Here is a 23720-nt window from a genome sequence, read left to right on the forward strand (position 1 = left end):
CTTAAAATTTAAATAATTTTCTTTAAACGTATGTATAACAATCAAGAGTGTTTTATTTTTAATGATAAAGCTATTTTATCATTAAAAAACTAGAGACTAATTAAAACGGTTTGTTTAATTTTGACAGAGTAAACCATTCTTCATTTAAATTTTATTTTTTGAAAATTTCTGAATCACATAAAGTTCCTTTATTAGATAAAGCAATTCGACTACAAGAATATGGAGTTGGTATATTTAAAACTACGCCAACAAAATCAGGAATTAAAAAAGCTATTAAAAAAGATTTAGTTTATGTTAATGGTAAAATTGCAACTACTGCCCTGTTTATAAAAGGAGGTGAGAGTATACAATTATATAAAACAGAAGAAAGTGCTACTTTTAAACAATTTAATTTTCCTCTAGAAATACTTTTTGAGGATGATTATTTGGCTATAGTTTATAAACCTTCTGGAATTTTAGTTAGTGGTAATTCTTTTGCAACTATAGATAATGCTTTATTACAAAACTTAAGTAAAAGTAACTTACCTGATGCTGTACGCCCAAGACCTGTACATCGATTAGATTATCCAACAAGTGGACTTTTATTAATAGGAAAAACAAGTGCAAGCATTATTGCTTTAAATAAGTTGTTTGAAGATAAACAAATTGAAAAAACATATCACGCAATTACCATAGGTAAAATGAAAGATAACGGAGAAGTTAATTCTCCTATTGATTTTAAAAATGCGTTTACTTCTTATAAAGTTATAAAAACCGTATTCTCTGAACGTTTTAATTGTTTAAACTTAGTTAAACTAAAGCCTCTAACAGGTAGAAAACATCAACTAAGAAAACACATTCTTTATATAGGAAATGCCATACTAGGTGATAAAGAACATTATATTGATGGATTAATTTTAAAAGGAAAAGGCTTGTATTTACATGCAAGTACTTTAAAATTCACACATCCTTTTACAAAAGAGCAAGTTATCGCTACAAAGGAACTTCCTAGTAAATTCAAAAAAATATTTACATCTTAATATCCCATTAAAAAATATATCTTTGCGCACATGCGAATAGATATTATTACCCTAGCACCAGATTTATTAAAAAGCCCGTTTGAACACTCTATGATGAAACGTGCTATAGACAAAGGTTTAGCAGAAATTCATTTTCATAATTTACGTGATTACGGAATTGGTTCTTATAAAAAATTAGATGACACTCAATTTGGCGGTGGAGCTGGTATGGTTTTAATGATAGAACCTATTGATAAATGTATTTCTAAACTCCAAGCAGAAAGATCATACGATGAAATTATTTATATGACGCCTGATGCAAAGACTTTAAATCAATCTATTGCTAATACCCTTTCTCTGAAGGAAAACATAATTATTTTAACAGGACATTATAAAGGTGTTGACCAACGTGTTCGTGATAAATTTATTACAAGAGAAATTTCTATAGGTGATTATGTTTTAACAGGTGGTGAATTAGCAGCAGCCATTTTATGTGATGCGGTTGTTCGTTTAATTCCCGGTGTTTTAGGTGATGAACAATCTGCTTTAACAGACTCTTTTCAAGATAATTTATTATCTCCTCCTGTTTATACAAGACCCGCAGAATACGATGGCTTAAAAGTTCCTGATATACTACTTTCTGGTAACTTCCCTAAAATTGATGAATGGAGAAGTGAAAAAGCATATCAACATACTAAAAATATAAGACCTGATTTGTTAGATGACTAAACATAACATTTATTAAAAATAACAGCCTAAATAAAAACTATTACACTTTTCTTTAAATATTAAGAAACATGCAAGTTTTAAGTTTAGTACTGTACTAATTATCAGTATAAAAAATAAACAACTTTAATTTTTCATTCAAAAAAATAATCCTTAATTTTGCAGCCACAAATCAACCTCTGACGAAAATCGTGAATGTTGCTTTAAACAATCATATAAATATCATTACAATGGATTTAGTAAAATTTGTTCAAGACGAATTTGTAACAAGAAACGAATTACCAGAATTTGCAGCTGGAGACACTCTAACTGTGTATTATGAAATTAAAGAAGGTAGCAAAACTCGTACTCAGTTCTTTAGAGGAGTTGTAATCCAAAAAAGAGGTGTTGGTGCTTCTGAAACTTTTACTATTAGAAAAATGTCTGGTACTGTAGGTGTTGAACGTATCTTCCCTATTAATTTACCTGCTATTCAAAAAATAGAAGTAAACAAAAAAGGTAGTGTTCGTAGAGCTCGTATTTACTACTTTAGAGGTCTTACTGGTAAAAAAGCAAGAATTAAAGAAAAAAGAAACTAATATCTTTCTTCTTACTCAAGAAATTAAAAGCATCATAATTATTTATGATGCTTTTTTTTGTTACTATCAATAACTATTTACTACAATAACATTAACTATTTTAAATAAATACATAGTATCATCAATACTTACCACACATTGAAATCACAACAATTCTTATGTTTAAAACTCTATTTTAATACGATTACACCTTTAAATACTCTCTTTAAAAAGGCATTTAAACATTACAACACACAACAAACCTTCTACATACAATAACAAAAACTTAAAAAACGATTGTTTTTTTATCAAATCCTTAGTAAAACACATGAATTAATAACATTTTAGCATCAAAAAACTCATCCGTAATTCTTAAATTTGCAGTACTTCAATTTAATGATTACTGTGCGTATTTTAATTAATACCACTTTAAAACAACTAATAATATGAGCAAAACTGCTAAAATCATGTACACTAAAACGGATGAAGCTCCAGCGTTAGCTACTCGTTCGTTTTTACCTATTGTAAAAGCTTTTACAAAATCATCTAACATAGAAATTGTAACTAAAGATATCTCCCTTGCAGGACGAATTCTAGCTAATTTTTCAGATTTTTTAACTAAAGAACAACAAGTCGAAGATGCTTTAGCTTTTTTAGGCGATTTAGCTAAAAAACCAGATGCTAATATTATTAAATTACCTAATATTTCTGCTTCAGTTCCCCAATTAAAAGCTGCTATTAAAGAATTACAAACTTTAGGATATGCTTTGCCTAATTTTCCTGAAGAAGCAAATACTGAAGAAGAAAAAGCTATTTTAGCTCGTTATAATAAAATTAAAGGTTCAGCTGTAAACCCTGTTTTACGTGAAGGTAATTCAGATCGTAGAGCTCCAAAAGCAGTAAAAAATTACGCAAAAAAGAATCCACACTCAATGGGTGATTGGAGTTCTGATTCTAAAACTCATGTTTCAACTATGAGTGATGGTGATTTTGCACATACCGAAAAATCTACCACAATAAGCAACGCTACTGATGTAAAAATTGTACATATTGATACTAACGGTAATTCAACGACTTTAAAAGAAAAAGTTTCTTTATTAGCTGGTGAAGTAATTGACGGTTCTGTTATGAATAAAAAAGCTTTATTAGCTTTCTTAGCAGAACAAATAACTGATACAAAAGAAAAAGATTTGTTACTTTCATTACACATGAAAGCAACAATGATGAAAGTTTCTGATCCAATTATTTTTGGTCATGCTGTTCGTGTTTTCTTTAAAGACTTATTTACTAAACACAATGCTACTTTCGAAGAAATTGGTGTTGATGTAAACAACGGTTTTGGAAACTTACTAAACAATCTTGATGAGTTAGCTGCTGATAAAAAAGCAGAAATACTAGCTGATATCGAAGCTATTTATGCTAATAACCCTGATGTTGCTATGGTTAATTCTGATAAAGGGATTACCAATTTACACGTTCCTTCAGATGTTATTATTGATGCTTCTATGCCTGCAATGATTCGTACTTCTGGACAGATGTGGAACAAAGAAGGAAAACAACAAGATACGAAAGCTATAATTCCTGATAGTTCTTATGCAGGTTTATATCAAGAAACAATCGATTTTTGTAAAAAGAATGGCGCTTTCGACCCAACAACAATGGGAACTGTTCCTAATGTTGGTTTAATGGCTCAAAAAGCTGAAGAATATGGTTCTCACGATAAAACTTTTGAAGTAGCCTCTAATGGTACTGTGAATGTTATCGATTCTAACGGAACTACTTTAATTTCTCACGAAGTTGAAGAAGGTGATATTTGGAGAATGTGTCAAACAAAAGATGCTCCTGTTCAAGACTGGGTAAAACTAGCCGTAACAAGAGCAAGAGCTTCTAAAACTCCAGCTATTTTCTGGTTAGGAAAAGAAAGAGCACACGATGCTGAAATCATCAAAAAAGTAGAAAAATATTTACTAGATCATGATACTACAGGTTTAGATATTCAAATTTTATCTCAAGTTGATGCTACTAAATACACATTAGAAAGAGTTAAAGAAGGAAAAGATACTATTTCTGTTACAGGTAATGTTTTACGTGATTATTTAACTGATTTATTTCCTATTTTAGAATTAGGTACTTCTGCAAAAATGTTATCTATCGTTCCTTTAATGAATGGTGGTGGATTATTTGAAACAGGTGCTGGTGGTTCTGCTCCAAAACATGTACAACAATTAACCGAAGAAAATCACTTACGTTGGGATTCTTTAGGTGAATTTTTAGCATTAGCAGTTTCTTTAGAGCATTTAGGAGAAACAAATAACAATAACAAAGCTAAAGTATTAGCAGAAGCCTTAGATGATGCAACTGATAAATTATTAGACAACAAAAAAGGACCATCAAGAAGAACTGGTGAACTAGATAATAGAGGTTCTCATTTCTATTTAGCAATGTATTGGGCGCAAGCTTTAGCTTCACAAGATAAAGAAGCTGACTTAAAAACTCAATTTGCTCCTATTGCTGAAAAACTGAAGGCTGATGAAACTTTAATTGTTTCTGAGTTAAACAAAGTTCAAGGACAAGAAGCTAAAATTGGAGGATACTATGAACCTACTGATAATTTAGCTGATTTAATAATGAAACCAAGTACTACTTTAAATGCTATTTTAGAACGTATTTAATAGTAGACTACACTTATTATAAAAGCAGGTGATAAATCACCTGCTTTTTTTATGCTATGCTATATTATATTTATTAAATTTGATACATGAGCTTTATAAAAACTACAGAACAATCTTCAAAATACAATCATTTAGAAAAAATGAGTATTTCTGAATTATTATTAAATATAAATAACGAAGATAAAACAGTACCTATCGCTGTAGAAAAAGCGTTACCGCAAATAAATAAATTAACTGAAGAAATAGTTTTTAAACTAAAAGAAGGTGGTCGATTATTTTATATTGGTGCTGGTACTAGTGGTCGATTAGGAATTTTAGATGCTAGTGAATGCCCCCCTACTTTTGGTGTTCCTCATGAATTAGTAATCGGACTCATTGCCGGTGGAGATATAGCCATAAGAAAAGCTGTAGAAAATGCAGAAGATTCAATAGAACAAGGTTGGTTAGATTTACAAAAGCATAACATTTCAAATAAAGATGTTGTTATTGGTATTGCAGCATCAGGCACAACCCCATATGTAATTACAGCGTTAGAAAAGTGCAACCAGAATAACATTGTTACTGGCTGTATTACTTGTAACAAAAACAGCCCTTTAAGTTTAACAGCTAAATTCCCTATAGAAGTTGTAGTTGGCCCTGAATTTGTAACGGGTAGTTCTCGTATGAAAGCAGGAACAGCTCAAAAACTAGTATTGAACATGCTTTCAACAGCTACAATGATTCAATTAGGTAAAATAAAAGGCAATAAAATGGTTGATATGCAACTTTCGAACAGTAAACTTGTAGATAGAGGTGAAAAAATGTTAGTTTCAGAATTAAATATCGACAAAGAGACTGCGAGTCAATTATTAAGGCAATACGGAAGCGTACGAAAAGTAATTAAAAACTATAATAATGGGTAAATCAGATACTTTTGATAAAGTTGTAAAAAAGTTCTTAATACTATTAGGACTTTTAATTGCTTCACCAATTATATTAAGTTTTGGCTTTAAAGCTTTAAAAATATATACACAAAGCCCTAAAATTTATATAGCCTATACTTTTTTAACGATAGGTATACTTTTAATTTTATTTACGGTATACTTCGGATTTAAAACAATAAAAGCTTTTTTAGACAACTTATTTCAACAATAATTTGAGAAAAAACAATACCATAGAAAAACTTACAAATTGGGAGCATTGGCCAACAGCTATGTTTTACGTTCCAAATTTGCCTTATGCTTTTTACTTAGCATTTAAAGCAAAACACCTTGCTTTTTTTAGTGCAGCAAATCCATGTATAAAAAGCTCTGGAAATGGTACAGAAAGTAAATACGAAACGATTATGTTGGTTCCTAAAGAATACAGACCCAAATCAATACTCGTAAAACCTAATACTGATTTTCATAATGTTCTAATTAATATTCAAGAACAAAAAATTACATTCCCTTTAATCGCTAAACCAGATATTGGATTCAGAGGTTTATTGGTAAAGAAAATAAACTCTGAAATAGCTTTAAAGAATTACCTAAAAAAATACCCTATTGATATTATCGTACAAGAGTTTCTTGATTATGAGAATGAATGTGGTATTTTTTATCATCGTAATCCTGAAAATGAAACAGGAAAAATCACCTCCATAACTCTAAAACGTTTTTTATTCGTTATCGGAAATGGAAAAGATACTTTAAAAGAATTAATATTAAAAGACAATAGAGCTCGTTTATATCTTGAATTGTTTTCTGAAATTCATCAAAAACAATTAAATAACATTCCTAAAGAAAACGAAAAAGTAAAACTTACAGCAATAGGAAATCACTCAAAAGGAACTCAATTCATTAATGGTAATCACTTAATTAGTGACACTTTAATTAAAACTTTTGATAAACTTAATAAAGCTATTCCAGGATGGTTTTACGGTAGGATTGATTTAAAATACAATTCATTCTCTACTTTAGAAAATGGCCTTGATTTCAAAATCCTTGAAATTAATGGTATCTTAGCAGAACCCACACACATATACGACTCTGAAAACTATACCTATTTTAAAGCGCTAAAATCGATAAGAAATCATTGGCGAAATGTGTATGAAATAGCCATTGTAAATAATAAAAAATTTAAAACACCATATAAAAGCCCTAAATTATTCACTTCTGAAATGATAGAATTGAAAAGACATGTTAAAAACATAAAAAAAATATGTTAAAATAGTATATGTGACTTTTAATAAAAACATGTGTCACATTAATGTAAATAAAATTACTATTATTTTTTTTATAACAAAAAAAAAGTTATTATTGTAGTTAATATACAGCCCCAAGTATGAAAATAAAATATCTATTCTTCTTTTTTATTTTATTGAACACTTCTCTTTACGCTCAAGTAAAGATAGGAGATAATCCTTCTGCGATACATTCAAACTCTATATTAGAACTAGAAAGTATTGACAAAGCTTTAGTTATAAGTCGTATGTCTGATCTTCAGATGAATGCCATTATCCCTTTAAGAGGAGCTTTAATCTTTAATACTGATCAAAATTGTGTTTTTATATATGATGGAACTTCTTGGAGAAGTTTATGTAATACAGGTGCAGGTATAAACGTTACTACTTCATCAACAGCTCCAACATCTAATAATTTAGGCGATTTTTGGATTAACGATACATTAAACAACTCTACAAGTATTTGGGACGGTGCTAGTTGGATATCAATAGATAACAACCCAAGAAGAGGTAATGGAATACCTGACGCAACAACAGCTCCAAATGCAATTGCTGGTGATGTATATATAGATAGTACCACAGGGATTATTTACGCATATGATGGTATTGGTTGGGTTAGTTCTAATGCAACTCCATCTGCCAACAATGGACTTTTAGTTGATGTTACAAATACCATTCAACTAGGTGGTGTCTTAATTAAGCCTACAACAATAGAAACAGATGTTACAAATACACTTGCCATTACCGGTTTACAAAATGGTGATGTTACGCAAGATGATATCGTAACAGTAAATAGAACCACAGGTCAATTACGAAAAATAAGTGCTTCTAATTTATTTAGAGAAGAAGTAGCTGAAATAATTGCCACGAATGGTCAAGTACAATTTACACCTCCATTAGTTATTACAGACTCTAAGAAAGTAAATATCTATAGAAATGGTGTACGAGTAGATTTTACTGTAGTTAATACAACTACAATAGAAATAGAACCTGAAGCAGTTTGCTATTCAGGTGATCAAATAAGAATAGTTCAATTTTACTAAATAAACCCCAATTATAAACTTTAAAACAATCATTTTTTATGAGAACAATTACAAACAAATTTAAAATAGCACTAGTTGCCGTTGGTCTTTTAACTATCGGAACTGTTAGTGCACAGACAACAACTGGTGATCTTACAGTACAAACAGCTACTACTTTAGGTAATGCTGGTGGTGTTGTAAAATTAGTAGATAACAAAGGTACAATTAAGTACTTACAAGCTGAAAATGGTTTAACTTCTTTTACAAATACAACTCCATCTGGTGGTGTAGTTACTACTTGGCAATTAGGTGGTACTTTAACAGAGAATACTTATATTACAGCTGTTGGAGAATCTGCTCCTGCCGCTGGAGATCAAAAAGAATTTGCTTTAGATGGTTTAGAATTAGTAACTGCTGGTACAGCATCTATAAATGCTGTTGACCGTGAAGCTCATGGTAATGTAGGTACAGGGTTCACTGTATTAATTAGAGATGAAGCAACTGGTGCTGTTCAAAAAATACAACTTTCTGATTTATTTGAAGTTACAGCTATCAGAAGAGAAGCTACTCCTGCAACTAACACTACTCCAGGTGTACAAAACATCGTTATCGCTGGTTTACCAGTTATTAATGCTGCAAACGAAGCTAAGTTGTTTGTGTTCAGAAATGGTGTGAAATTACGTTGGACTACTGATTTTACAGGAGCTACTGCTGGATCTATTGACATAAACATATCTGCTGATTTACCTCTATACGCAGGTGATGTAATTGAAATACACTATATAAACTAATCATTTTTGATTAATTTAATAGTCAAATTATTATAAACTTCTACATTGGTTCTACCAATAAATAGAACCAATGTAGATATTAACACACAAAAGAACTCTATTAGAACTGTTAATAACATTAAATTAGATGATCCTAGTATATTAAAAACTTCACTTATAGCTTTACTTATTCACTAATTATTAGTGTTTTAAAGTTATAAATAAAAAATTACATACTAAATAAAGACAGAAGAACTACTTCTCGAATTACAAGTTTAGTTTTATAGTAAAAAATGAAAAAAAACAATAAACATATAGTTATATTAGTTTTAATATTGATATTTATCTCTTTAAATATCAATGCACAAGAAGTTAATGTTGTTGATAAGAAAGGAACTATTGTATCTGTAAACAATAATCAGGTAACTTCCAGTAATACGCAGCCAACTACTCCTCTACAAAGTGATATTTGGTTTGATACTTTAAATAGTGAAGTTAAAATTTACGATGATGCACCAATACCAACTGGTACTTGGAGAAGTCTTTCTGATTATTATAGCGACAATATTTACAATACTAATGGTACATTAACATCAAATAGAACTGTAAATGGTGGAGGAAATGAATTTTATTTTTCTAACCTCACTTGGTTTCAAATAAGTAACACTAACTTTATACGTATACAATCTGATGGTTTTTTAGATCTTGTAGCAGCATCTGCTATAAATCTTCAGACTAGTGATACACAACTTACAGGTAATATTTCTGTAGCTGGTGGATATAGAGATAGTACTCCTAGTTACGGTACTGCTGGTCAAATATTATCATCAACAGTTACTGGTACTGATTGGGTTGATAATCCTGCTGTAACTTCAGGTGATATTAAAAATGGAGTTCAAGCTGCTGATCATGCTGGCTGGTATATTTTAGATGGTAGAGCTACTAGTAGTTTATCTGCAACTGCACAAGCTGCTGCAAACGCTCTAGGTTTCCCAACAAATTTACCTGATGCAGCCAATCGTGTATTAAAGCACCCTAATGGAGGAGAAACTATTGGAGCAACCGGAGGTCAAGTAAATACTACATTAGTTCAAGCAAATTTACCTAACATCAATTTTCCAACAGCAACAACAACTACTAATGGAAATCATAACCATACAATTCCTAGAACAGCTGCTGCTCGACCGGTAAGACATAATTTTGATGGAAATTTAACTTTTTATGCTGGTGGTGGTAATACCAACACTTCTACTACTGGGAATCATAATCATACTGTAACTGTTAGTAGTGGTGGTAGTGATCAATCTTTTGAACGTTACCAACCTTATTTAGTAGTAAATACCTTTATTTATTTAGGCTTATGAGAAACTTAGCCTTTATATTATTTTCATCTTATTTATCTGCACAAACAGCCTTTTTTAATTCAGGAAATGTGCAATTACATGATGGAGCCAAAATTGGCTTCCACACAGATGTTGTAAATAACGGTGTCTTAAATAATTATATTGGTTTTGCTGGATTTTATGCCAATACTGAAACTAGAATTATTTCTGGTAGTAATAGAGTAGCATTTTTTGATGTTGAGATTGATGCTTCAAATAACCTAGAACTTCAAAATTCTTTGGGTGTAAGAAATCAATTAGACTTTATAAATGGTACTGTGGTTACGCCAAGAAATAATCCAAACATTTCTCTTGATTTTATTAATTACGATAGCTATGCAGGAGAAGATGATGTAAGACATGTTGATGGTTACTCTTCAATAAGAGGTGGTGATCCTAGTTTTACTTTTCCAATTGGTGATGGTACTTTGCTACGACCAATGAGAATACCAAATAAAAATCAATACGATTTATTTAAAGGAGCTTATTTTTATGAAGATCCTAACTCACCTATTACTTTTTCTACAAACTTTTTAACAGATCAAAAACAAGTAATGCTTGAGAATATTAGTAATCTTGAGTTCTGGGATTTAGATGGAAGTAAAGAAACTAGAATTACATTAACTTGGGATGCTAGAAGTGATATTTCAGCTATTTCTGATCAGGTTTCATTACTAACCGTAGTTGGTTGGAGTATTGCCGAAAACAGATGGGAAAACTTAAATGTTTTAAATGTTACTGGTGATTTAACTAGTGGTGAAATTACATCTGCTGTATTTGTGCCCGATAATTATGAAGTAATTACAATTGGTTCAATTGTAAAAGATGTTATTGAAACAGATAGTAATAATATATTAATATCACCAAATGGTGACAATCTTAATGATTTTTTAGTTTTTGATGAAGTAGCCCAATATTCAAACAATAACCTTGTTATTTTTAATCGTTGGGGTAACATAGTGTACCAAACTGATGAATATAAAAATAATTGGAATGGTATTTCATCAGGTAGAGCTACCTTTAAAAAAACAGATAAGTTGCCAGATGGAACGTATTTTTATGTTTTAAAATTAGGAGATACACCTGCTTCTTTAATTACAGAAAAAAAAGGATGGGTTTATATTCATAGATAATAAACTTCGTATTTTAAACAATACATTTATAATTTTCACAATCTCTTTTATTAGTTAATTTTATATAAACAATAAAAAGACAACTTACCTCCTACTTCTTCAACTCAATTCCACCTCTTCCAATAAGATAACTTTTATTTTTTCTTCTTATAGCATATCATATTTGTTATACTTTAAGTAATTACTCCCATTTCTATCTCCTAGTACCAATCACTTTTAAAATTTAAAGAATAAACGCTACACCTTATATCTAACTTAACATTTTATAACAATTAGAAAAATCTAATTAACGTATATTGCACTCCTATTAAACGGTTAAAAATATAAGTAAATAAAATGCAAAATTATATTAAAGAAGTATTAAAAAATATGCCAGCTGGTTGGCTGAGTACAACAACTCATCGGTTAGATATTTATGATGAAAAATTAGCTAAAACTCAATTTTTAGAACAGTTTGAAAACTTATTTAATAGTAATAATTTTGAAGCATCAGTATTAAACCAACTGCCTACTGCTTATGACTATATTCGATTAGGTCATCCATTATCTTGTGTACTAGAATGGAGTATTGCTAATTTAAATGCTATAAATGCGGCAAACGTAATTAGTTTTTCTTCTAAGACCATTCCTGTTTTATCAATTCTTAGAAAAAATTTATTAGAAAATAAAAATACCCAAATTATTTATAGAGATAAATTACCTAAAACTCTAAATACAGAAATACTACGTAATGTTTATGGTTATAATTTTGAATTAAAAAAAATTCAGAAAACAGAAGATATTACTACTTTTAATGGCAGTGTAATTTTTATTTCACAACAAGAAGAGATTTGTAATTTTAATTTAACCTCAAAAGTTGATTTTTTTATAAATACTCATAATGATTTAGGTAGTATTTTAGTTATAAATGGTGATAAAAACAAAAATTACATTTCAGACATACAACATGTTAGGAGAAGAGAAACTATCGCTATGACTCCCATTAATAGCTTTACTGCTTTAAAAACAATATTAAAAGAGTCTTCTTTTAATATTAACAAGAATAATGTTGAAACAGATAAAACAACTGTTGTAGATTCAATTCAAAAAGTTACTGGTACAAATACAAAACCATTAGTAGCTTCTAGTGGCCTATCTATTCAATATGCTATTTTAATGGGCCTAATACATGATGCCCTTGAAAATCATAAAGGAAAAGCTATTAAAATAGTTGTTCCTCCGAATTGCTATGGTGGAACAAACGATCAGGCAAGACGTATTGCTGCTTGTATTGATAATGTTGATGTTGTTGATTTACCTGTTGATGGAGGAAATGACATGAATAAGAGTATTGATCTTGTTTTAGCAAAAATAGCAACCGAAGATGCTGTTCCGTACATAATTGCTGAAATTCCTACAAACCCAAGAGTTGAAGTTCCAGATCTTATTATTTTAAAAGAAGTTTTAGGAAAAGAACGTAAAACAGCTACAGGAAAAATAGCTATTGATCCTGTTTTTATTTTAGATCAAACATTTTGTCCTAATGTTCACTTTTTAGGTGAAGGTGAAATACTATCAACAGTTCGTACTATTTCTTTTGCTAGTGGTTCTAAATTTCCAAGCGGAGGTAAATGTACTGCCGGTTACTGTATAGGTAATAAGAAAACAGATAGTTTAATTGAAAAAATTGAATTGCATCTTACTCTTTGTGACAATGAAGCTACATCTCATCAATATGAAATATTAGCACAGCAATTGCCATCAATGAATCAAAGAATTGATGCTGCTTACAAAAACACTCGTGAGTTTGTAAATTATATTAATGATATTTTACCAGAAGCTAAAATAAATTTTGTTTCAGAAGAGTTAGCTGAAAAGGGGTTTACTCCTTCTGTATTTTCTTTAGATCTTCCTACAAAAGGAAATACTGATGAAGAGAGAGAAACTTATAAAAGAGCATTAAATTTAAAATTAATTAATTTAATGATTAATCAAATTCCGAACGAAAGTAAGTATTGCGTTAGTTACGGTCAATTAAAAGGATGTTACTGGACAATACCTGCTACATCTACTCAAGGAACAACGAAAGAAGGTGATAAAGACTATATTGCTCGTGTAGCCCTTTCTGCAAATATGAACATTGAACTTCATAAAAAAATATTTTTGGACTTTGTAAAAAGTATTTAATAAATTAGGGAGGTAATAACATTACCTCCCTAATTATTTTTACACAACTAATATTACCTCTTTACTAAAACAGCCTACTTACTTGTTATCAAAAAACTTGATAAACTTCTCTTCTTTCTTTTAAAATTATACCAAAAACAATTACAATTCTCCTAAAAAGGTTTGATTAAAATATAAATTAAACCCTATAAAATACTATCTAAATAATGTTAATTCAACATTCAATTATTTTATAATAAAATATATTACATCTATTATTTAGTCATCCCCCTTAAAAACAAAAAACTGCAATTTTGTTAAATAATTAAATTTTTAGTATTTTTTTTATTAATTTTTAGAGAAAACAATACTTAATACCTATATTCGCCAATAATTTAATCAACCATAACATTCATAACCCTTCCAAAAATGAAAAAAATTATTAAATTAATGACGTTAGCTATTTTAGTTTCGTTACAAAGTTGTGACAAACAAGAAATAGAAAAAGATTTAGACTTAAACGCTAATTCACCAGAAACAGGTCTTTTGCCTAGTGAAATAAATAATCACAATGCAATGCACAACTGTGCTACTGTATCTCAATTTGGGCCTAATTCTTATTGGGCTAATACTATAGTAAATGCTAGTGAAACAAATTTCTTAAAGCAACAAAATAACAAAGCATCAAGTCTTTTTGGTATATCTAATGTACCTCTTTATTTTGCAGGAGGAGACGGTACATTTAATGCATTATCTTATTCAGCAGGTTATATTATCTGGGGAGAACAAATGTTGAGTGGAGCTTTAAACTACGGAAGATCTGCTGTAGCATATATTGTAGCACACGAAGTTGCGCATCAAATACAATTTAGACAAGGATATCCTTCAGTAACTGGAGCATCTAATACAGAATTAGAAGCAGATGGATTTGCTGGATATTTCTTAAGAAGAAGTTATACTACTAACTGGTCTGATGTAATTCCTGCATACAACTTTGCACAATCTATAGCTGGTTCTAATGGATCATCTCACGGAACTGCTGCACAAAGACGTTCTTCTGTAAGATTAGGATGGTTATTAGCAAATAACGGTGCTTTATCTAACGCAGACCTTGATTACAACTTTTTTTACTACTATAATAGCTATATTCTTCCTGGTAAATTAAAATCAAGTAATCTTGAAAAGCCTAAAAAGATAAATGACGAGTTACATAAATTTATGTTAACTAAAATAGAAGAGTTAAACGATATTCATACAGGAAAAATTTCTGAAGAAGAATACGCTAACTTAGGTAATAACTAAAAATAATATTAAATAACGGTTGATTATTTTATAAAGAGAGAGATTTAAAAATCTCTCTCTTTTATTATTTATATACTTCATCTTTTCAATTACATTATCAACTCCTTTTTATATACTATATTTTCAATTCTTTAATTTTCTTTTATTATAACAATATTTAAATCATGATTTTTATCATACTTTAAAGATATATATATACAGAAATTTGCTAATAAATTCTAAAATAGAAGATTATGAAAATAAATAAAATTTTTAGTATAATATTAATTCTAATGACATCATTAGCATATTCTCAATTTAAAATTGATGCAGAAATACGACCACGTGCAGAATATAGACATGGTTTTAAAACTTTATTTCCTGATAACGCTAGTGCTGCCTTATTTACCTCACAAAGAACTCGATTAAACTTTACACAATCAATTAATAAATTAAACTTCTATGTAAGTGTACAAGATGTTAGAGTTTGGGGAGACGTACCTCAATTAAATAGTGCCGATAATAATGGTTTAAGTTTACACCAAGCTTGGGCTGAAGTACTTTTAGATACTAATTTTTCTTTAAAATTAGGTCGTCAAGAAGTTGTTTATGATGATAGTAGAATTTTTGGTAATGTAGGTTGGGCACAACAAGCACGTAGTCATGATATGGCATTAATCAAGTACAAAAAAGGTAGCTTTAAATTAGATGTTGGTTTAGCTTTTAACCAATCTAAAGAAAACTTAATAGGAACAAATTTAACTACTCCAAGAACATATAAATCCTTACAATATGCTTGGCTACATAAAGATTGGAATAATTTCTCTGGTAGTTTTTTATTCTTAAATAATGGATTACAGTCTTCTGATGGCATTAAATACAGCCAAACAGTAGGTACTCATTTAAAAGCAAAAAAGAATAATTTAAATCTAGCAGCAAATTTATATTATCAATTTGGAAACGATATTGCTAATAATGATTTAAGTGCTTATTTATTAGGATTAGAAGCTAATTATAAGCTAACGGATAAAACAAAAATTGGTTTAGGTGTTGAGTTACAAAGTGGTAATGATTATAATAATACGACTAGTAAAAACAATGCTTTTACCCCTTTTTATGGTACAAACCACAAATTTAATGGTTTCATGGATTATTTCTATGTAGGCAACCATGCTAATAATGTTGGTTTATTAGATATCTATGCTAAAGCTAATTTTAAATTAAATTCAAAATCTAGTTTAACTGCATTTGTGCATAGTTTTTCTGCAGCAGCTGATATTAATGCTTCTGTTTCTAAACAATTGGGTACAGAAATAGATTTAGTTTATGGATATAAGTTTACCAAGGAAATAGGAGTTAAAGCAGGATATTCTCAAATGTTAGCTTCAAAAGGAATGGAAGCTTTAAAAATGAATACTGATAATAACACAAATAACTGGGGATGGGTAATGGTTACCATTAAACCAACTTTATTTTCATCAAAAAAATAAACAGATGAAAATAAAAGAAAAAACTGTAGCAGATTATGTTACCGAAAATATTAAAACTGCACATATATTTAAAAAACATGGTATCGATTTTTGTTGTGGAGGAGCTATTTCGGTAAAAGAAGCCTGCGCTAAAAATAATGTTGATTCAAAAGTTTTAGAAAATGAACTTTTAAAAGTAGATGCTGTTAAAGATGTTATAGAAGACTACAATAAATGGGAATTAGATTTCTTAATGATTTATATTGAAAATGTACATCATACTTACGTAAAAGAAAGCTTACCCTTAATTTCTGAGTACGCTAACAAAGTTGCCAAAGTTCATGGTAATCATTATACAGAAGTTGTAAAAGTAAATGAACTTTTTCATACAGTTGCAAATGAATTAATTTCTCACATGCAAAAGGAAGAGCAAATATTATTTCCTTTTATTAAGAAATTAGTAGATGCAAAAAAAACTGAGAAAAAAAATGTTATTGCACCATTTGGGACAGTGAAAAACCCTATACAAATGATGGAGCATGAGCATGAAAATGCTGGTGATCTTTTTAAAAACATCGCAGAATTAACAAATAACTATACTCCTCCTAAAGAAGCATGTAATACATTTAAAGCTTTATATGCTAAATTAGATGAGTTTGAAAAAGACTTACATCAACACATTCATTTAGAAAACAATATACTTCACCCGAAAGCTATTGCTTTAGAAAAAAAATTAATGTAATTTATTTTTTAAACGGTAAAGAGAAGATTCTAAAATATTTTTTTAATTTAACCTTAAAAGCAATTAAGCGTAACACACTACCCTTAATTGCTTTTAAGGTTTTTTGTATTAAGTATTTTAAAATATAAACTAAATAACCTTAAATATCCCCCTCTTCTCCCCTGTAATATTACATTAACTTTCTAAAAAATATAATAGTACTATGAGTATGTTTATTAACTTAAAACTATAATTTTCTTATTTAACACTTTTTTATTTTTTTTTTGAGGGTAAACAAAAACTAAGCTGTTATATTTATTGTAATTAATTCTATCTTTTAGAAAACCTTCAAGTAATTACACTAAGATTGCTTCTTCGGAAGCTTTCTTTTTTTTTGCTTTATAAATTGGCACAACTATTGCAATAATATATTTTTTTTATATTGATTATGTCGGGGGACTTAATTTCAAGAAAGGAACCATAATGGTTCCTTTCTTTTCTTTTATGAATATATTATTTAATGATATCGTATTTTTAAAAAATTAACTTACCAATATCTAAAACATCATCAGCCTTTACTAACCTAACAAGTTGTGTACTTTTTTGTTCATTCTTATATCCGTAGTTTTTAAATGTAGTTATTTTTAAAAATGTAGGCCCTGATATTTTTTGCTGACCACTTGCATAATACTTAACATTAATTTTATAAGAACCTTTAATTGTTTTCTTTAAAACAAATTGCTCTGGACCAAAACCTTGGGTCATATCATTAGACATTAAACCTCCTATTTTAGTTTTTTTGTGACTATAATAGCATTTTTCTCCATTTGGATCAGTAACCCATAAATCTATATCAGTATCGTTATGATTCCAATCTATTAAAACTCTAATGCTCGTTTTCGTATCATTTATGTAACTTTTATCTATATGAGAAATTGTTAATTGGTTATTATAAAGAGAAATAATTCTATTTAATTCATTTAATGCAATTACCTCAATACCTGAAAATCTTCTATTTTCATCTTTCTCTAATAATTCTCCATTAACAATTTTATATAATAAATCTACAGATTCTTGATATTTACCTACATATTCATAAACCAATGCTAAATCTCTATAAGATTGTATGTCTTCTGGTCTTAACTTTAAAATTTCTTTATAAATATATACAGCATATTTATATAATTTATACTCTTCAAACTTATAAGCCAATGCTTTTAACAATTCGTAATTATCTAAATCTATTTCTGCAACATTTGTTAAAATTTGAATTGCTAATTCTTCTGCTTTTCTACTTTTAAAAAAGTCGGCTACATCAACATAAAAAGACGGAGATTTACCATATTTCTCTCTTAATTCTATATATTTTAAATAAGCTAACTTATTGTCTTTAATTTCTTTTAATACTTTTAAATAAGGAGTATCAGGGTTCCAACCTTTTAATTCTACCTTTTCTTTTATCAAATTTTCAAAATCTTTAATTTCCTTTAAATCATTATCAAATCCGTTTTTAGTTACAATAACTACAATGCCATTTTTAGCTTTACTACCATAAATACTTTCCCCTTGTTTTTTTGTTAAAGTATAAATAGATTGAATCTCATTTGGTTTTAAATTAGGGTTTTTACTTACTACGCTACCATCAACTACAAATAAAGGATTAGAAGCTGAAACTGAACTTGCCCCTCTTATTTTAACCCCTGCTACTTTTTTTTGTAAAGTACTAGAAATATTTTCTGAACTAACAACAGATACTGCAGCATTTAAAGTTCTAACTTCTTTAGCAACCCCGAATGCTGTAACAACTATTTCGTCCAAAATGTTGTCATTTTCCATTAACACATTAACATTTGTATTATCATTCATTACCTTCTCTACTGTTCTCATCCCTACAAATGAAAAGGTTAACACATCAGTCTTTTTTACTTTTATTTTATATTTCCCATCAAAATCTGTTTCAACTCCATTTGTAGTACCTTTTACCGTTATTGTAACACCTGGCAAAGCACCACTATCATCTGCTACTATTCCTGAAATAAAAAACTCATTATTATCTATGATTGTATCAGGTATAACTTCTGATACTTCTCTTTGAATATTTCTTACAATTGAATCTTTTTTTAATCTTTTACTTTTATCAATATCAATGCCTGTATAATCTTTATTATACCAGCCAAAAAAATCTTTATAATTATCAAACAAGTTCTTTCTTAATCTTTCAAGTCTTTCTTTTTTATTATTAATTTTCTTCGCAATTAATTCATCATACTTACTTCTTAATTCTTTTGGGGGCTCAATATTATGAGTTACATAATCTTCAACACGATCTAAAATTAACATTGAAGTAAATGGGCTTATTATTTGATATTTTTTACTTAGTTTAATAATTTCATCTTTATTTTCTGTAGAATTTATTATTAAGTTTTCTAATTTTTTTTGAGCCCATATTTTTGTAACAATAGGAATATCTATTTTATTTCTCTTAACAAAAAATGAAACTGTTTTAATGGTATCATTTCCAAATCCGAAGTAAAGTTTAATTTTCTTTTTTACATAATTTCCTTTTCCTGTAATTGAAAAATTAGTTGTTACTACACTTCCCTTTTTCGGGTAAACCTCTAGCTCTTCTTCTAAAAAATTAGTTCCTAAAAATTGAAGTTGCTTTTTTGAAATTTTATCAACAGCATTCGTTATTGATATTTGTTGAAGATTAATATATTTTCCACCTGAAGCAGTTGCTGTATTTTTTAAAATAACATGATTTGCAGATACTGAACTATTAATTATATGTGTTTTATTATTTAAATATATACTAGAATTACTTAATGTATTTAACCCATCTGTAAATAACAAACCTAATTTAGAGCTGTCTTTATATTTCTTAAAAAAAGCAAATGAAGAAGCTCCGTCATAAATAATAGTTTCTATTTTATCTTTTAAAAGAGCCCAATTTCCATTTTTTACATGGTATTCCTTTTTAGATTTAATTTTTGTGCTAAAAAGCACCAAGTTTACTTTACAATTTTTTACTTTATTAAAATAAGCATTCAAGAAAGCTATTTCTGTGTCTCTCTTTTTATTTTTTTGTGATAATGATATATCCCAAAAAATAGTAATATCCCTTTTTAAAGTAACCTTTCTTTCTTTTATATTTAATTGTTTATTAAAATAAAAGCAGTTTTCATTTACTAAGACTTTCTCCTTATTAACATTTAAGGGTATTTTAATTAAAACTGGTTTTATAACGCTTGTTTTTCTTTTATTTATTCTAGCATAATACCTTTCATTTTTACTATCATATAAAAATTCTTTTATCATACCTTTAGTAAAAACAGGTTTGTTGTTTTGATTAAAAATATCAAATGAAAGTGAAAATTCTTCTAATTTATTTTTAAAATTAAAAGGCAATTTATAATAATAAGACTCATTATTTAATACTAGTTTTTGTTTAAAAGCTACCACTACTCTTTTATATCCTCTTGCTGGTATTGGATAAATTCTTGCTTTATAATTATTTCCTTTTGTTTGCTCTAATAAAGCAGGATCAATTCTTTTTCTAACCGTACTTTCAAAAGCAACTCTAGCTTTTTCTTTTTCAACAACAACAGCCTCTCTTAAATTACCATTTATATCTAATGCAAAACGAGTTACTGATTGATTTTCTCCTAAAGGAAAAGAAAGTTCACCTTCTAAAATTCTATTTTTAGGATTGTAGAATTCCATGTCATAAGTTGTAATTGCAATATCTCCAACTACAGAAACCTTAACTTTTAATTTTTTTATTGAAATTGTTTTTTTTCCAACATTTATAATAGGTATTTCTTGTGAAAAAGAACTTAACGCAAATAATAATAGTAGGTAAATTAGTTTAGTTTTCATAATTATTGATTTTACTATAAAAGTAAGCGCTATTAACAGCTAATAAAATAGTAAATGAGTAAACACTACTTTTAAACACGTAAACCAACTTATCTAATTAGTATAAGTTTTATTGGATTTCCTTTTCTAATAATATTTAATATATTTACTTAAATTAAAAAAGTTAACTATGATTATTTACGGGACAAAAGGTTCACACTTAAAAAGTAAAAATATAAATGCTATTAAATGTGATAGATGCCAACAATCAGAAACACATACTATGAGTATTTATGGTAAATATGCCTATATATATTGGATACCCGTTTTTCCTTTATCTAAAAAGGGTTTTTCTGAATGTCAAAATTGTAAATCTACTCTAGAACCTCAAGAAATGAACCCTCAATTACGCAATAGATTTAATGAGTTTCATGAAAGTGTTAAAACACCTGTTACTTATTGGTCTGGTTTAATAATTATTGGTTTGTTTATGCTTTATGTATTTTCAATTGGTTTATTTAGATAAACATCACTAATTTTTAAAGTACATATTCAGTACCAACATATATCTTATTAAATCCAATGTAAAAACATTGGATTTTTTGTTTCAATCTCTATAAACTCAGACGAAAGATAAATTTTATTGGTACTTAAAATTTAGATAGTGATAGTTTTTCTTCTATTTCTACCAAAAGTACAAGCTAATTATAATAGTTTATACTTCATCACCCCTTTTACTAACGCTACTTCTAATAAAACTTAAAAACTAATAATCAATACATTAAAATTAAACACCGTTTCACATTACAAATCAAGACACCTTTTTTAGTCTGATATTATAGGGAAATACCGTTTTGCTTTTTTACTAACATAAGTTTGCTTTAGAATTTTGAATGAGGATTCAATTTTTAAATAAACAATTAGAATTATTAAAAATGAAAAAAAGTAAAAACAGTTTAAAACAAAGAACTATGAATTTATTAAAAAAAGGAGTCTTAGTATTATCACTACTATTTATAGGAAATACTACGATTAATGCGCAATCAGATAATACTACTATTTTTGGGATAAAAGGTGGAGTAAATTTATCAAAAATTAATAATGGTAAAAATAAACTTGGAATGGCTATAGGCGTTTTTGCTGAGTTTAAAATGTCAGATAAATTTTCTATTCAACCAGAATTACTTTACTCTAAACAAGGCGCTAAATTTGGCTCAAACAAGTTAAAATTAAATTATATAAATATGCCTGTTTTAGCAAAGTTCTCTCTAATTAACAAAATTAGTATTGAAGCTGGTCCGCAAGTAGGTTATTTATTAAGTAAATCTGGAGGAACTCTAGCTAAGAGTAATTACAAAAAACTAGATTTATCAGCAGTAATCGGACTTAACTATCAAATAAGTAAAACTATTGGTATTGGAGCGCGTTATAACTTAGGTTTAAAAGATATCACAAAAGCACCAGGTAAGCATAAAAATAAAGTATTTCAATTTTTGTTATCTTATAGATTTTAATAATTAATTAGAATCACATCTAAGGATTTACAGGGGGAAAAGTAACGTATTTAAGGTTGCTTTTTTTCCTGATTTATTATTATCAAAATACTATTTTTGTTAGATGAATGTATTAGACATCACACCTTTATTAAGCCAAATAATAGGCTTTTTATTATTGATTTTTATTTTATTTAAAAAATCAGGTTTAGGAAAAAATAAAAAGATTAGAATCGTTTTAGCAATGATTGTTTTAATCTATACATTTACTGCATTCGATTACTACATTATAATAAATAATAAAGGCAATACATCTTATTTTGGTGTCTCATATTTATTTACTCACTTATTAGGTTTTCTTCTCTATTATTTCGTTGTTTTATTTACAAACACAACAGTCAATCAAAAAAAGGGAATCTTAATTGTTGTTGGGTATACCATTTTTCGTTGGGCTTTCTTTTTTCCCCTTTTTGAATATAATTCATTACAAGAATTCATGGAGTTTGTATCTAAATCTAATTATAATGAATGGTTAGAATTAGAATATATTACAACAAGCTTTATTAATATTTTGTTATTTGCACTAGCGTTTTTAAGGCTATACAAATCACCTTTTATTGTAGATTTAAATGAAAGTGAGGTATTTAAATATAAATGGATAAAATTAGTACTAATTGCATTTGTATTATTGCAATTAGGCACTTTTATAAGTGAAATTGTAGGAAGCTTTAGAATAAACAATCCAAAAGTATTTGAAAGCTATGTTGCTTATATGAAATTTGAAACATTGCTTATTTCTATTTTCTTTTTCGTTTTTACTTTTTCTATTATGCACTTTCCTGTATTTGCTTTTACTGGTAATTTTGAAGATTTACCAAAAGCTACTAAAAATAAATATACCAAATCATCATTAATAGATTCTTCAGAGCTTTTTAATGAAATTAATTATTTAGTGAAAAATGAAAAATTGTATTTAGAGTTTGATCTAAAACTGAATATATTATCAGAAAAAACAGGAAAATCAATTCATCATATTTCTCAAGCTATAAATCAAAACGCTCAAATGAGTTTTCCTGATTTTATTAATAGTTTTAGAATTGAAGAAGCGAAAAAAAAGCTGCTTCAACCAAAACCAGATACCATTTTTGCAATTTCTTTAGATGTAGGTTTTAATAGTAAAGCTGCATTTTATTCAGCATTTAAAAAAAACACTTCACTAACCCCCACAGCGTTTAAAAAGGCACATAATTCTATCTAAAATTTGTCTTTTGCCGTTATAATAAGACTTTCTTT

19 protein-coding genes are annotated in these 23720 nt (G+C 28.3%); 18 read left to right on the plus strand and 1 reads right to left on the minus strand.

Annotation, left to right across the window (positions count from 1 at the left end):
* Nucleotides 1-158: 158 nt before the first annotated feature.
* From H518_RS0112775 to ric, 15 genes are all read left to right on the plus strand, one after another.
* Entirely contained in the window at nt 159-1019 is an 861-nt protein-coding gene (locus H518_RS0112775) for an RluA family pseudouridine synthase (RefSeq protein WP_028889426.1), read from the plus strand.
* A 30-nt stretch (nt 1020-1049) separates the two neighbouring features.
* Nucleotides 1050-1727, plus strand: a complete 678-nt coding sequence (gene trmD, locus H518_RS0112780; RefSeq protein WP_028889427.1) for a tRNA (guanosine(37)-N1)-methyltransferase TrmD — start codon at nt 1050-1052, stop codon at nt 1725-1727.
* A 227-nt stretch (nt 1728-1954) separates the two neighbouring features.
* Entirely contained in the window at nt 1955-2302 is a 348-nt protein-coding gene (gene rplS / locus H518_RS0112785) for a 50S ribosomal protein L19 (protein WP_028889428.1), read from the plus strand.
* Nucleotides 2303-2727: 425 nt separating this feature from the next.
* On the plus strand, nt 2728-4953 hold the full coding sequence (locus tag H518_RS0112790) for an NADP-dependent isocitrate dehydrogenase (RefSeq protein WP_028889429.1): 2226 nt from the start codon (nt 2728-2730) through the stop codon (nt 4951-4953).
* 86 nt (nt 4954-5039) lie between these two features.
* A complete protein-coding gene (gene murQ, locus H518_RS0112795; protein WP_028889430.1) occupies nt 5040-5855 on the plus strand; it encodes an N-acetylmuramic acid 6-phosphate etherase in 816 nt (271 codons plus the stop codon).
* A complete protein-coding gene (locus H518_RS19815) occupies nt 5848-6087 on the plus strand; it encodes a DUF6095 family protein (protein ID WP_051263762.1) in 240 nt (79 codons plus the stop codon). Before murQ ends, H518_RS19815 begins: the two co-directional genes overlap by 8 nt.
* A 1-nt stretch (nt 6088) precedes the next feature.
* Nucleotides 6089-7138 (plus strand): ATP-grasp domain-containing protein, encoded by a 1050-nt coding sequence (locus tag H518_RS19820; RefSeq protein ID WP_051263763.1) that lies wholly within the window; start codon nt 6089-6091, stop codon nt 7136-7138.
* A gap of 116 nt (nt 7139-7254) precedes the next feature.
* Complete coding sequence (locus H518_RS0112810) at nt 7255-8196, plus strand: hypothetical protein (RefSeq protein WP_155995224.1); 942 nt, start codon at nt 7255-7257, stop codon at nt 8194-8196.
* A 38-nt stretch (nt 8197-8234) separates the two neighbouring features.
* Nucleotides 8235-8966, plus strand: a complete 732-nt coding sequence (locus H518_RS0112815) for a hypothetical protein (protein ID WP_028889432.1) — start codon at nt 8235-8237, stop codon at nt 8964-8966.
* A gap of 272 nt (nt 8967-9238) precedes the next feature.
* Entirely contained in the window at nt 9239-10309 is a 1071-nt protein-coding gene (locus tag H518_RS0112820) for a hypothetical protein (protein WP_028889433.1), read from the plus strand.
* Nucleotides 10306-11460 (plus strand): gliding motility-associated C-terminal domain-containing protein, encoded by a 1155-nt coding sequence (locus tag H518_RS0112825; RefSeq protein ID WP_028889434.1) that lies wholly within the window; start codon nt 10306-10308, stop codon nt 11458-11460. Before H518_RS0112820 ends, H518_RS0112825 begins: the two co-directional genes overlap by 4 nt.
* 336 nt (nt 11461-11796) lie before the next feature.
* The gene (locus tag H518_RS0112830) at nt 11797-13626 is read left to right on the plus strand and encodes a PLP-dependent aminotransferase family protein (RefSeq protein WP_028889435.1); all 1830 of its coding nucleotides are present in this window, start codon (nt 11797-11799) and stop codon (nt 13624-13626) included.
* A 408-nt stretch (nt 13627-14034) separates the two neighbouring features.
* Nucleotides 14035-14907 (plus strand): neutral zinc metallopeptidase, encoded by an 873-nt coding sequence (locus H518_RS19825; protein ID WP_051263764.1) that lies wholly within the window; start codon nt 14035-14037, stop codon nt 14905-14907.
* A gap of 233 nt (nt 14908-15140) precedes the next feature.
* Entirely contained in the window at nt 15141-16376 is a 1236-nt protein-coding gene (locus tag H518_RS0112840; protein WP_043706905.1) for an alginate export family protein, read from the plus strand.
* A gap of 4 nt (nt 16377-16380) precedes the next feature.
* Complete coding sequence (gene ric / locus H518_RS0112845; RefSeq protein WP_028889437.1) at nt 16381-17097, plus strand: iron-sulfur cluster repair di-iron protein; 717 nt, start codon at nt 16381-16383, stop codon at nt 17095-17097.
* A 513-nt stretch (nt 17098-17610) separates the two neighbouring features.
* Here the strand turns inward: ric and H518_RS0112850 are convergent.
* On the minus strand, nt 17611-20955 hold the full coding sequence (locus H518_RS0112850) for a VIT domain-containing protein (RefSeq protein ID WP_028889438.1): 3345 nt from the start codon (nt 20953-20955) through the stop codon (nt 17611-17613).
* Nucleotides 20956-21124: 169 nt separating this feature from the next.
* On the opposite strand from H518_RS0112850, the gene H518_RS0112855 reads away from it, so the two are divergent.
* The 3 genes from H518_RS0112855 (at nt 21125) to H518_RS0112865 (ending at nt 23685) form a co-directional block, all read left to right on the plus strand.
* A complete protein-coding gene (locus tag H518_RS0112855) occupies nt 21125-21460 on the plus strand; it encodes a zinc-ribbon domain-containing protein (protein ID WP_028889439.1) in 336 nt (111 codons plus the stop codon).
* Nucleotides 21461-21905: 445 nt separating this feature from the next.
* Nucleotides 21906-22448, plus strand: coding sequence for a porin family protein (locus H518_RS0112860; RefSeq protein WP_028889440.1), 543 nt, complete (start codon nt 21906-21908; stop codon nt 22446-22448).
* Between the two features lie 103 nt (nt 22449-22551).
* A complete protein-coding gene (locus H518_RS0112865; RefSeq protein ID WP_028889441.1) occupies nt 22552-23685 on the plus strand; it encodes a helix-turn-helix domain-containing protein in 1134 nt (377 codons plus the stop codon).
* The last annotated feature ends 35 nt before the right edge of the window (nt 23686-23720 follow it).

It is taken from the genome of Tenacibaculum ovolyticum DSM 18103 (assembly GCF_000430545.1).
Classification (GTDB): Bacteria; Bacteroidota; Bacteroidia; order Flavobacteriales; family Flavobacteriaceae; genus Polaribacter; species Polaribacter ovolyticus.

Coding starts and splice junctions, on each gene's coding strand:
- H518_RS0112815 (WP_028889432.1), top strand. CDS start 8,235: ATGAGAACAATTACAAACAAATTTAAAATAGCACTAGTTGCCGTTGGT.
- H518_RS0112810 (WP_155995224.1), top strand. CDS start 7,255: ATGAAAATAAAATATCTATTCTTCTTTTTTATTTTATTGAACACTTCT.
- H518_RS0112855 (WP_028889439.1), top strand. CDS start 21,125: ATGATTATTTACGGGACAAAAGGTTCACACTTAAAAAGTAAAAATATA.
- H518_RS0112825 (WP_028889434.1), top strand. CDS start 10,306: ATGAGAAACTTAGCCTTTATATTATTTTCATCTTATTTATCTGCACAA.
- trmD (WP_028889427.1), top strand. CDS start 1,050: ATGCGAATAGATATTATTACCCTAGCACCAGATTTATTAAAAAGCCCG.
- ric (WP_028889437.1), top strand. CDS start 16,381: ATGAAAATAAAAGAAAAAACTGTAGCAGATTATGTTACCGAAAATATT.
- H518_RS0112830 (WP_028889435.1), top strand. CDS start 11,797: ATGCAAAATTATATTAAAGAAGTATTAAAAAATATGCCAGCTGGTTGG.
- H518_RS0112860 (WP_028889440.1), top strand. CDS start 21,906: ATGAATTTATTAAAAAAAGGAGTCTTAGTATTATCACTACTATTTATA.
- rplS (WP_028889428.1), top strand. CDS start 1,955: ATGGATTTAGTAAAATTTGTTCAAGACGAATTTGTAACAAGAAACGAA.
- H518_RS19815 (WP_051263762.1), top strand. CDS start 5,848: ATGGGTAAATCAGATACTTTTGATAAAGTTGTAAAAAAGTTCTTAATA.
- H518_RS0112820 (WP_028889433.1), top strand. CDS start 9,239: ATGAAAAAAAACAATAAACATATAGTTATATTAGTTTTAATATTGATA.
- H518_RS19825 (WP_051263764.1), top strand. CDS start 14,035: ATGAAAAAAATTATTAAATTAATGACGTTAGCTATTTTAGTTTCGTTA.
- H518_RS0112850 (WP_028889438.1), bottom strand. CDS start 20,955: ATGAAAACTAAACTAATTTACCTACTATTATTATTTGCGTTAAGTTCT.
- murQ (WP_028889430.1), top strand. CDS start 5,040: ATGAGCTTTATAAAAACTACAGAACAATCTTCAAAATACAATCATTTA.
- H518_RS0112840 (WP_043706905.1), top strand. CDS start 15,141: ATGAAAATAAATAAAATTTTTAGTATAATATTAATTCTAATGACATCA.
- H518_RS0112865 (WP_028889441.1), top strand. CDS start 22,552: ATGAATGTATTAGACATCACACCTTTATTAAGCCAAATAATAGGCTTT.
- H518_RS0112790 (WP_028889429.1), top strand. CDS start 2,728: ATGAGCAAAACTGCTAAAATCATGTACACTAAAACGGATGAAGCTCCA.